This is a genomic window from Rhodoferax sp., assembly GCF_028688795.1.
Taxonomy (GTDB): Bacteria; Pseudomonadota; Gammaproteobacteria; order Burkholderiales; family Burkholderiaceae_C; genus Rhodoferax.
In genome coordinates, this window is the sequence record NZ_JAQTXM010000053.1 from 1 (window position 1) to 12,030 (window position 12,030).

The following is a 12,030-nucleotide window of genomic DNA, read 5'->3' on the forward strand; positions in this document are numbered from 1 at the left end:
CTTCCAACGCTCCCACATCAAAGCTTTCTGAGTCTGCGTGTAATAGATCCGTGGTCTTTGCTTCATTTTTAACACTCCTTCTGCTTGCGCAGTTTCTAGTGTGTTGCATCGACCGGTTGAATTCAAGACCAGTTGCTGTCAGTCGCGAGCGGCAGGTATGGAGAAGTGGAGCATCCCAAATTTTTATCAATTTAATCGACGTCCACATTTTCCCTGTTAGCCCGCCTTCATACTGCCCACATAGACATTGCCGTCATCAGCGTAGCGCACAAAGCTGCCTGTCAACAGTTCGAGGTGACCTTCATTGCACAACGGCCGCATCTACACCGTCGAGCCTTGGTCACAAGAGCTTCGTGGCAAACGGCCTACTCGCCCTGCTCGACAGCGCCTTCTATGCCATTCTTGTTCGTTGGCTCACGATTTATGTTCCATACTTCCGTCCAAAACTCGGTCGCCCTCATGCAGTTGCGTTTTACTTTGGTCACTGTCACCAGCTTGCAGCTGCGCTTGCGCTTGCACTTGCACTTGCAGGGTATGAAACGCTATGCTAAATATAGCTTCCAGCACTTATTTATCGACGGCGCTTGAACCAAATTTTTTAAAATGACCTAATTGCCACTTTGCCTGCTCAGGTTGCCATGTTCAAAACAATGACCCCTCCAAGAATGTTTGCCATGGTGAGCCTGATGATGATCATCATCATGGTGGTGTGCACCGGCCTGATTCAGGCCCCATTTTTCCGTCAATCCATCATTGACCGTGAAGCCGTTGTCGTGCGCGACCTGGTCAACGCGCTGTCATTGGAGCACGGCGTTTTGCTCTCGGATTTCCAGGACTACTCCAGCGGTCAGGCCAGGCAACATTTCGACAGCAGCTTTGGAACATTAAAACGGCTGCACGGCACGGCCCGCATCAAGGTTTTTAACCGCGACAACATCATCGTCTGGTCTGACGACCCGACCTTGGTGGGCACCAAACGCACGGCACATCCCGAGCGGCTTGCGGCAGCAATGCGTGGCGAGATGCAAGCTCTATTTAATCCTTCCAGAAACATCAGCGGAATTGCAGAGCATGGACAGCCCATCATTGGCACGATTGAATGCTATGTGCCGATTTATCTGCATGAAATCGGCACCACACGAATGGATGCGATGGGTGTGCTTTCGTTGTATCGGGATCCCAAAGACCTGAACCAGACCATTCAGAAAGACATGTATCTTTTGTGGGAGGTTATTGGTGGTGCGGGCTTTATTCTGTTTCTTGCCCTGTACAAAGTCTTCAGTTTGGTTTATGACCGTCAAAAAACAGCGGAATCCAAGTTCAGCAAACTGACGCTGGAGCATGAACGTATCGTCCAAATTGAAAAGATGTCGGCCATGGGTGAACTGGTGGGCGAAATTGCCCACCAACTGAACAATCCGCTGGTGGGGGTCATCAACATGGCACAGCTGGCCGAGCGCCAGGTACACGATCCACAACGTGTCCTGGAATTGCTGGCACAAGTGCGTAAAGCGGGCACTGAGTGCCGCGACATCGTGCAACGCATTTTGCGCATCAATCAGATCTCGCGCTCCGAGCTGGCACCCACCGACATTCAGGATCTGATTCATGACACCATCACTTTTTGCCAGCAAAGCGTGGACTTGAAGCATCGGGTAGATTTTTCGACCTCTCAACCAAAGACTGCGCTGACCGTCGACCCTGTGCTGATTCGCCAGGCCCTGTTCAACTTGATTCACAACGCCATCCTGGCAGCGCCTGACAAACCGGTGCATGTTGCCCTGACGACCTGCAACCGAGACGGCGTAAACGGAATTCAGATCAGCGTCACTGACGCTGGTGACGGATTTGGGCCAGAGGTTGCCGCCAAATTGTTCAAACCATTTTTCACCACCCGATCCAATGGCAACGGCTTGGGGTTGCCCGTGGCGCAGCACATTGCGATCAAACACGGTGGCGTGGTTATTGCGGAGAATTTAACCGAGGGCGGTGCCAGGTTCAGTATCTGGCTGCCCACAGGAGCGACACCATGACATCCAAAATACTTCTTGTTGACGATGACCCGTTCACCCGCGCGCTGTTCGAAAACTTGTTTCGTGGCAGCAAGATCGAGTTGGTGGCCGCAAACAACGTGGCCGAGGCACGCAAGTTGTTTGAGTCAGGCGACTTTAACCTGGCCATTCTTGACCAGCGTTTGCCAGACGGCAATGGACTGGACCTGTTTGCTGATATGCGCAGGCTCAGACCGCGTCAGACCGCTCTGATGATTACCGGCCATGCCCAGGTTCAGGACGCCATGCGTGCCGTGCGCGACGGCCTGTTTGACTATCTCACCAAGCCTTTCGAGAATCTGGAAGAGTTGGAAGCGGTGATTGAAAAAGCGCTTGAAATGGACCGGGCTTACCGAGAAATTGCTGATTTGCGCCAAATGCTGACCTCGCGAACAGGCGATCCGATCATCATTAGCCAGTCGGCAGCGATGGAAAAACTGCTGATTCAACTGCGTCAGGCAGCCCCGCTGGACACCACGGTGCTGATCGAGGGCGAAAGTGGCACCGGTAAAGAAGTAATGGCCAAGACCCTGCACTCGCTGAGTACGCGTGTGAGCGGGCCGCTCAAAGAGCTTAATTGCGGCGCGCTGTCCGAGTCGCTCATCGAAGCCGCACTGTTTGGTTATGAAAAGGGTTCGTTCACGGGGGCGGCCAAAACCACTGCGGGATATTTTGAGGACGCCAATAACGGCACGATTTTTTTGGATGAAATCGCTGACATGAGCCCCAAGCTGCAGGTTAGCTTGCTACGCGTCTTGCAAGAGGGAACCTACGTCCGATTGGGCAGCACGGTCTCGCGCCCGTCTAATTTCCGGTTGATTTGTGCCACCAACCGGCCGCTTGATGTAGAAGTCGCCGCCGGGCGCTTTCGCTCTGACCTGTACTACCGCATCAATGTGGTTCGTTTGCGCGTGCCACCGCTGCGCGAACGGCGAGTGGACATTCTTCCCTTGGCGTTGTTCTTTCTTGACCATTTCAACCGCAAATTTGGCAAGTCCGCTGGTCCCTTGCAAGCCAGCGCCATTGCGGCCCTGGAGGCTGCACCCTGGGTGGGCAACGTGCGGGAACTCAAACACACGCTGGAGCGTGCGGTAGTGACCAACGCCGGTGAGCCTATTCGTTGCGAAGACCTTGGCATTATTTGTACCCAACCGCAAACTGCTGGGAATGCAGATGCCACTTCTAATGAGACTTTGTCTTATCGCGAGGCGCGCCTGCAGTTTGAGCGAGCGTATTTCACCGGCCTGCTTGAGGCCGCCGATGGCAATGTGTCTGAGGCTTCACGCCTGTCAGGGGTGGCCCGTCAAAACATCTACGGACATCTGGAGCGTGCAGGGGTTGTCATAAAGCCGTGACAACTGTCACGATTTTGTGATGACACAAAATCGTCGCTTCAAACGCCAATCGCTGGTTATGGGCGCATCCAAACCCGGAAATGGCCAGTTTCTCGCGAAATCTTGATGGGAACAAGTTGGCACGGCCTATGCGATCAAAGACTTTGAGAACCCAAGGAACCTGCCAAGCATCCTTGCTCATGTTTTTAAAGAAAGGCTCAACGTGAAACAAGTTTCAATCTCCCTGATTTTTGGTGCCACCGTGATGTCTCTGGCCAGCCTGTTGCCAGCGCATGCGGCGGTTAATGCGGCGGCGGCAGAAGAACTCGTCGAAAGAAACGACTGCTACAACTGTCATGCGCTTGCCAAGACAAAAAAAGGCCCTTCTTTCAAAAAAATTGCGGCCAAATACAAAGGCAAACCCGACGGCCAGGACAAGGCCATCAAGAACATGACCGCTGGCCTCAAAGTCAAGCTTGCTGACGGCACAGAGGAAACCCACAAAGTCATTGATACCAAAGACCCCAAAGAGTTGAAAAATTTGGCGGACTGGATCCTTTCACGATAGTGTCAAACCTTAGGAGAAATCATGAAAAAAACGTTATTAGCCCTTAGCCTTGCTGTGTTGTGGGTCGGCACTGTGAGTGCAGCAGACCCGGCAAAAATCAACTGGGACAAGATCAAACCCACCACAGTGGCACTGTTTTTCCCCGGTCAATCCACCTACGAGTGGCTTCGCAGTGACGAGCACAAGGGTGCGGGCAAAGAAACCGCCCGAGGAGACGCTTGCGTGACCTGCCATGACAGCAAGGGCGTTGAAAAACGCATGGGCGAAAAAATCGTCAAGGGTGGCCGACTGGAACCGACCCCGATCCCCGGCAAATCAGGCTACAAAGACCTGAAAGTACAAGCCGCCTATGACGACCAGAACGCCTACCTGCGATTCCAGTGGAAGACCGACAACCCCTATCCGGGCAACGAACACCAGTACCTGCGTTTTGACGGCAAGGAATGGAAAGTCTGGGGCTTCCCCAAACTCGACAAGGTGGTGCATGACGGCAACCAACCCGGCATTTATGAAGACCGCATGTCCATCATGATTGATGACGGAAAAGTCGCCGGTTACGCTGAGCAAGGGTGCTGGCTGACCTGTCACGATGGTCAACGTGACAACCCCAAACAGTTCACCAAAGAAGAAGCGGCTGAAAACGCATTGCTTAAGGCCATCAAGAAGAACGACGTGCGCAAGTATTTACCGGACTCTCGCACTGACCCCTCTGACTGGAAGACGGGCAAGTCGATGGAAGACATCGCCAAGTTGAAAGCCGAGGGCAAGTTTGTCGATTTGATTCAGTGGCGCGCGCACCGAAGCAATCCTGTGGGCATGACCGATGATGGCTACGTGCTTGAGTTCCGTAACAGCGACGCGGGCAAAGACCCCTGGAGCGGCAATGCAGACGCCAAGACCCACCAACCCAAGTTCATGTGGGATGAGAAAAAAGTCGGCTACAAGTCGATCCGGGCACTCGATCTGCGCAAGGGCGACCATTTCCTGCTGCGCGACACCAACGCCGTTGCCTTTGACCCGAACGCAGGCTGGAAAGAAGGCGACATGCTGCCCGATTACACCGTTGGCAAGTCTGACGTCAAAGGTTCAACGGGTGACAACGGTGGCATAGGACAGTGGAAAGACGGCATGTGGACCGTGGTCATGATCCGTCCGCTGGGACTGACCAATGATGACGACAAGACCCTAAAGGTTGGTGGCGTGTACAACATCGGCTTTGGCATGCATGATGACAACATCACCACACGTGGCCATCAGGTCTCGTTCAACAAAACTCTGGGCTTTGGTGTGGGCAAAGGTACCAAAGTCGATATCAATGCCGTCAAGCTGCCTTAAGGGCTGACAGTTGTGAACTGGCGAACCTGTATGGGCGTGCAGGTTCGCTTTTTGTGGGCTGTGAAGTGGCTTTGAGGCCAGCTTTCCAATGAATGGTTGACAACACATCGTCACCACCAATTTTTCTGGAATACATCATGCAACTGCGCCTGACTTCACTCCGTGTGTTTACCGCGTGGCTGCTTGCTGCGGCGCTGACTTCAGCCGCACTGGCTGCAACCAGCGAGCCAGTGGCCGCCGTCCTGGACAATGCGGCATGCCTCACCTGCCACGATGGCAACAAAGGCAAGTTGGAAGTGCCAATCGCTGACGGTAGCCTGCGGGAACTCAGAAGTGTCGCATCAGAACCCTTTGCCCAGAGTGTTCACGCAAAAATGCAATGCGTGGCTTGCCATACGGGGATCACTGACAACGCAACAAACGCCAATGGCCATAAAAAAGGCAGCACAGGAACTGGCAAGGCGGACTGCGCAGGATGCCATCAAGCGCTATGGGACAGAGCGCAACAAGAAGGAAAAGCCGCCGAAAAACCACGCTTGGGTGTGGTCGCCAACAACATTGAGGCATACAAGAAGTCGTTTCACGCGCGCCCCAATGCAGATGACAACACGGTTCCCAATGCTTCTTGCGACAACTGCCACGATACACACAGCTTCAATATTCCAACCGCTGATTCGCCCGAGCGAGCCGCCTGGCGCCTGGGTGTACCGGACAGTTGCGGTGAAAGCTGTCACGACCGGCAGCTCTCGGTCTACAAGAAGTCGATTCATGGGCAAGAGACTTTCAAGAAGCAAAACCAAAAATCAGCGGTCTGCACAGACTGCCATAACTCCCATTCGGTGAGCAATACGTCAGGTGAGTCCTTCAAGCTGGTCATTTCAGCGCAGTGCGGAAGTTGCCATGAGGCCAATTTTGCGTCATACAAATCAACCTATCACGGTCAGATCAGCACCCTGGGTTATACCTACACGGCCAAGTGCTACAACTGTCACGGTGGCCATGACATCTTGAAGGCGGATGACCCCAAATCCAAAGTGCATGCGGACAACCGCATGAAAACATGCCGCACTTGCCATAACGGCAAAAAGGAATTGGCCGATGCGCCTGACGGTTTTGCCACCTTCCAGCCGCATGGTCACCCTGGGGATTTCGAGCGTTATCCTGAGATATGGATCGCGTTTCAGATCATGGTGCAATTGCTGGTGGGAACTTTTGGCTTCTTCTGGCTGCATACGGCTCTGTGGTTCTACCGCGAGCGAAAAGAGCGCAAATTGCGCCTCAATCAGCAGCACATCCAGGTCGTTGGTCTGCTGCCGCCAGCCATGGTGGGCAAACATATTCAGCGTTTCAGTCCGATCTGGCGTTTGGCACACATTACCTTTGCGTTGAGCCTGATGGTGCTCACTCTGACCGGCATGCCCTTGTTTTATCCTGATGCACCTTGGGCATCGGCCATCATGAGCGCGCTGGGTGGCCCGCAGATAGCTGGCACCATTCACCGTGTGAACGCAGTTATTTTTGCTGCGGTGTTCTTCTGGCACTTGTTCTACATGGCCTGGATCGTGGCGCGCGACTGGAAAAACTTCAAATTTTTCGGACCCAACTCGATGATCCCCAACCTGAAAGATGCCGCAGACATGCTGGGCATGTTCAAGTGGTTCTTTGGCAAGGGCCCGCGTCCACAGTTTGATCGCTGGACGTATTGGGAGAAATTTGATTACTGGGCACCGTTCTGGGGTGTCACCATCATTGGCGTCAGCGGCTTGGTGATGTGGCTACCCAATGTGTTTGGCGCGTTCCTGCCGGGCTGGGTCTTCAATGTGGCAGCCATTTTCCATGGTGAAGAGGCCTTCCTTGCGGTGGTGTTCCTGTTCACCGTGCACTTCTTCAACAATCACTTCCGTCCAGACAAGTTCCCACTGGAAGTTGTCATGTTTACCGGTACGTTCTCGCTGGAAGAGTTCAAACATGAACATCCACTTGAGTACCAACGCCTGGTCGACAGTGGCGAACTGGAAAGCCGTCTGGTGGATGCGCCGTCAAGTGCCAAGCTGGCAGCGTCGAAAGTGCTGGGTTTTAGTTTGATCCTGATTGGTTTGACGCTGCTAACCCTGGTAGGCATCGGCTTTTTCACGAGTCTTTGAGCCCACATGGCGCGCTTGGTAGAGTTGAGGGTAGCAAACCGCATGATGCGCATTGGCTGGATTTGTTCAAAACAAGCCTGGAATAGGTCCGCGCAACGGCAAGGCGCGGCTGCCCGGCTTCGATCAGCACCTCAGGGATCAACGGCCGGGTGTAGTAGTTGGACGACATCGAGGCGCCATCGGCTCCGGTGTCATGTAAAACCAGCAGATCACCCACCTGTGCCGGTGGCAAGTTGCACTGCCGCACCACCCCGACCTCGTCCTGTGTGAAAACATCACCCGACGCGCACAGTGGGCTGCGGCGCACCGTGCACCGGCGTGCCATCGGTTTAGATCAGTTCCATGCCGTGAAAGCTGCCCTACACGGCCAGTCCTGACTTTCACGTCTGACCGCTTCGGGCACGTTGACGAGTGCCATGAACGACCGTTGACTGGCAATGAATTGGGCAATCAGAAAGCTGACTCTCGTGACCGGCAGCAATGGGTCTGGAACTGAAGTTCACCCCGGCGAACGTTCACGCCCCCGGCATCCGGCAGTAGTAGACCCAAAGCGGAAATACACCAGGACAGCATGAGGCCCATCGGAAAGTTGGTAAGCTGACCTTTAGTTTCGCTGGAAGCAGTCGCTCGCCTCCGGTGACAGACGCTCGGAAGGCTTCATGCAGTGACAACAATCATGTTTTCTGGCGACAGAGCAGCGGAAGCGGACCAATCGGCAATCAAATAACCGGCCCGAGACCTGATATTGGCGCTGGCAAGCCAACCATCAGGCGGGATCCTGTTGTTAATTCCAAATACAGGCTCACGTTGATCAGTCGATAAATCAGAGACAAGCTTAAAGGGGAAAGTGAGGGATCAAGAGTAAACTTGAATTTTCCAACCCCGACCTCGCGGAAATCACTCCATATTGGAGAAAAATGATGCTACGGCGAAAACTATTATTTCTTTTGGTTTCCCTGACTGTTCTGGTTACGGGTTGCAAGCCAACGCCTGATGTTGCACCGATGAGTGCTACGCCTATTCGGATCGGAGCTTCTTACTGGCCAGGGCAGTTTTGGGCAGATATAGCCAACCAAAAAGGTTGGTTCAAAGAGGCCGGGCTCAATGTTGAAATGGTCGACACCAATGCAGACTATTTTGCATCGTTTGACCAAGTCGTCAAAGGTGAACTTGATATTGTTGCTTTCACGTTGTACGACTTGACGCTTTACCAGGCTCGTGGCAACGATGTCGTCGGGTTCCTAGCCAGTGACTATTCGAGTGGTGCCGATGCACTGGTGGTTCGACCTGGCATCGGCACAGTGCGTGATCTTGCAGGCAAGAAAATTGGGCTCCCCAAAGGAACCTATCTTGAGTACATGTGGGCAGTGCTGCTTGGCCGCAACGATCTAAAACCCGATGCGGTCCAAATAGTTGAGATGTCTGCTGAGAAGGGCGCAGATGAGCTAAGAAGTGGCCGAGTGGATGCAATCTTTACTTGGGAACCCTTCGTCGGAGACGCGTTGGCTAAAACAGGTGGAAAAAAGCTATTCGATTCATCACAAATCCCTGGGATTTCATGGACCATTTATGCATCGCGCGGAGACTTTTTGCGTCAACATTCCAGCGAAATTCACAAACTCATGCAGGTCTGGAAACGCACCGAAGAATATATTCACAAAGAGCCGAATGAGGCTTATGCCATTGTGGCTGAGGTCAATCGCACGACTGTAGCTGAGGTGCGTGCTTTTGCACAACTCGACAAAAGTCTCAACCCAAATGAAAATCGCGCCGCATTTTCTTATGCTGGAGGCTTCGACTCCTTGCACGGCAGCGCGCGTCGTATGAACGACTTTCAAATTCAAGCCGGACTGGTTAACAATCAAATTGAGTCACCTAAGCTGCTGGACTCAAGCTTCATACACGAGTTGACCCGCAACGATTTTCCTGCTTCGATGACTCAATGAAGATTCAGCAAAAAATACGGTGGGTACTTCTTGGCGTGGGTGTAGTGCCACTTTCTGTGTTCATCGGCGTGTACTCGAGCACTTTTTATCAGGCTTCAGTCACAGAAGGAAGAAGTCACCTTAACGATTTGGCTGCATCGTCGGCAATTCAGATAAGCAATGTGTTGCTCAATGCAACGAGAGATTCGCGAGCGTTAGCGGCTACCGATTGGACCGACGGTTTAACTAACCAGGTAACTTCGACGAAGTTGTCCCAATTCACCTACAGTTATCCCTATTTCAAAGAGGCGTTTTGGGTTAAACCCAATGGTGTTGTGTTTGGATCATCCAACAGTCGCCACAACGGACAAACCATTGAAAATTTGTATCCACAATTGCGTGAATCATTTTCTCAAACAATTCGTCAATCAGCCGGAAAATTCACGCTTTCGGAAACCAAAGCCGATGATGCCGCGGCGCGCTCGTTAGCCTTCATGCTCAGGGTCGACAACGCGCGGGGTGAAGCGGTCGGGGTGCTGATCACCTCTTTGTTGACAGACCCCATTCAGGTTGTGCTGCGCGATGCACAATTGCGAGCGCCAGGGGAAACGGTGGCCGCGTTGTTGAACAGTCACGGTGAGATCTTCGCCAGCAGCGACGGGTCTGACATGCACGATACGCATCAATGGTTGCCCCGGTTAGGCGTCAGCATGAAGTCGGATTCATCTCAGGAAAAAACCTATGTGCTTGAGGATAAGCACGGCAAGGACGTTGTGGCAATTGCATCGCTTCCGGCTATTGGAGGGCAGGAGGCAGGCGCATGGCGAGTCGTGGTGATCGCGCCGTTGGACATCGTGACGCAAAAAGCACGCCAGTCACTCGTTCAAACCGTTGCGCCCATGATAGCCATTGTGGCGTTGATCTTGCTAATAAGTTTGCTCATGGGGCGGCGCGTTGCCAAGCGAATTAATCTAGTGGTAGACGGGACACATGCTATGAGCAAGGGGAATTTTGCAGCCCGTATTGCAGTGGATGATGAGACAGATGAGTTTGCAGAGCTGGCACTGGCATTCAATTCCATGTCGCAAAAAGTCGAGGATATGGTGCTTGAAAAAGAGAAAGCTGCGGAAAATCTTGCAACCCTGGCGGCTTCGCTCAAACTTAATGCTACCCAAGTGGAAAGCAGCCTGGCGCATTCGAGAAAACAAAACCGCGAAATCACATTGCGAAATGAGCTTAGCGAACTATTGCAGTCCTGCCTTTGCATTGATGAAGTTGGGAGCATCGTAGATCACTATCTACCGCAACTATTTCCAGAGTCACATGGTGCAATCTACCTGAGTGCAGATAATAAAACGGCCATGAATGCATTAGCCGTATGGGGCGTCACTGACGATCACATCATTAGGCCGGAGTTTGTCAATGAAGACTGCTGGGGATTGCGCCGAGGTAAACCACATTGCGTTGACGAAACTGGTGCCACTAGTTTGTGTGACCATGTTACGCCGCCGCTTCCTATGGTCAGCATATGCGTACCGATGATTGCCCGTACTGAGACTATTGGTCTACTTCATTTGGAATATGCACATCTCTCTGACCTTGGTGCTGCTGGAGATAACCGCGAGCAAACCGAACTGGCAGCAAGTGTGGGCGCGTTGTTGGCGATGGCGGTCGCCAATTTGCGTCTCAGTGCAGCGCTACTCGAGGCTTCAATTCACGATAAGCTGACAGGTCTGCACAATCGACGCTATCTTGAAACAGCGCTACCGCGCGAAATTGCACGCTCATCGCGGGAAAAGCGTTCGCTAGCCATTCTCATGTTGGACGTGGATCATTTCAAGGTTTTCAATGACACGCACGGCCATGAAGCGGGCGATGCCGTTTTGCGAAGCCTCGGCTTGGCCTTACGCGAGAATTGCCGATTGGGCGATACCGCCTGTCGTTTCGGTGGGGAAGAATTTACGGTCTTGTTAACAGATACGGGCGAGGCAGCTGCACGGGAGTGGGGTAACCGTCTGCGTCGAGATTTGTGTGAGATGAAAGTGAGAGTCGGCTCGCTGGTGTTGCCCCCGGTTACCGTTTCGATCGGTTTGGCGCTTTACCCGGACCATGGCGACAATAAAGAGTCACTACTGAAGGCCGCTGACGTTGCGCTATATGATGCTAAACGTGCCGGGCGTGACCAATTGATGTGTAGCGGCGAAAGTCAATCGCACTCTTAAGTCGATTGCTGCTCGACGCATCACATACGCGACGCTGATTGGGTCCAAGTCGGAATTTCGGATCACTTTTTGCTAAATAACGTGAAGTTAGCCAGCAGCGGCAATGACCGCTTTGGAGAATACAACAGAAATTCCTAGATCGCTGCGACAGTCAGGTAACGCTGCTCAAGAGTCCGTCGGCTGAGAAAAATGGCGTCCTCAGTTGGTAATCCCCCCTTTTTCCACTGGCGCCAGAAGTAGAGGGTTATGCAGCCTTGGTAATCCCCCCTTTTTCCACTGGCGCCAGAAGTAGAGGGTTATGCAGCCTTGAGTAGGCGCTGCTTTGAGGGTGTCCCGGATTTTGTGTAAACGGCGGTTGAGTTAGACGCGCGGCATGCGCTCGTCAAACTGGATGGTAAATCGATTCAGTGCGGCCTTCCAATCCCGAATCGGCATCGTCCATTTCTGGCTG

At 53.0% G+C, this 12,030-nt stretch carries 7 protein-coding genes and 1 pseudogene; 7 read left to right on the forward strand and 1 reads right to left on the reverse strand.

The window, feature by feature from the left end; all coding sequences use genetic code 11:
• Nucleotides 1-650 precede the first annotated feature (650 nt).
• From PHQ58_RS22010 to PHQ58_RS22030, 5 genes are all read left to right on the forward strand, one after another.
• Entirely contained in the window at nucleotides 651-2,033 is a 1,383-nt protein-coding gene (locus PHQ58_RS22010) for a sensor histidine kinase (protein WP_300115722.1), read from the forward strand.
• Nucleotides 2,030-3,406, forward strand: a complete 1,377-nt coding sequence (locus PHQ58_RS22015; protein ID WP_300115725.1) for a sigma-54 dependent transcriptional regulator — start codon at nucleotides 2,030-2,032, stop codon at nucleotides 3,404-3,406. The genes PHQ58_RS22010 and PHQ58_RS22015 overlap by 4 nt, the downstream gene beginning before the upstream one ends.
• A 202-nt stretch (nucleotides 3,407-3,608) precedes the next feature.
• Entirely contained in the window at nucleotides 3,609-3,953 is a 345-nt protein-coding gene (locus tag PHQ58_RS22020; RefSeq protein ID WP_300115727.1) for a c-type cytochrome, read from the forward strand.
• Nucleotides 3,954-3,974: 21 nt separating this feature from the next.
• The gene (locus PHQ58_RS22025; protein WP_300115729.1) at nucleotides 3,975-5,288 is read left to right on the forward strand and encodes an ethylbenzene dehydrogenase-related protein; all 1,314 of its coding nucleotides are present in this window, start codon (nucleotides 3,975-3,977) and stop codon (nucleotides 5,286-5,288) included.
• A gap of 137 nt (nucleotides 5,289-5,425) precedes the next feature.
• Nucleotides 5,426-7,432 (forward strand): cytochrome C, encoded by a 2,007-nt coding sequence (locus tag PHQ58_RS22030; RefSeq protein ID WP_300115731.1) that lies wholly within the window; start codon nucleotides 5,426-5,428, stop codon nucleotides 7,430-7,432.
• A 100-nt stretch (nucleotides 7,433-7,532) separates the two neighbouring features.
• On the opposite strand, the pseudogene PHQ58_RS22035 reads toward PHQ58_RS22030, so the two are convergent.
• A pseudogene (locus PHQ58_RS22035) lies at nucleotides 7,533-7,727 on the reverse strand (diaminopimelate decarboxylase); the annotation flags it as partial.
• Between the two features lie 709 nt (nucleotides 7,728-8,436).
• On the opposite strand from PHQ58_RS22035, the gene PHQ58_RS22040 reads away from it, so the two are divergent.
• The gene (locus tag PHQ58_RS22040; protein WP_300115733.1) at nucleotides 8,437-9,378 is read left to right on the forward strand and encodes an ABC transporter substrate-binding protein; all 942 of its coding nucleotides are present in this window, start codon (nucleotides 8,437-8,439) and stop codon (nucleotides 9,376-9,378) included.
• Complete coding sequence (locus tag PHQ58_RS22045; protein ID WP_300115735.1) at nucleotides 9,375-11,579, forward strand: diguanylate cyclase; 2,205 nt, start codon at nucleotides 9,375-9,377, stop codon at nucleotides 11,577-11,579. Before PHQ58_RS22040 ends, PHQ58_RS22045 begins: the two co-directional genes overlap by 4 nt.
• Nucleotides 11,580-12,030 lie beyond the last annotated feature (451 nt).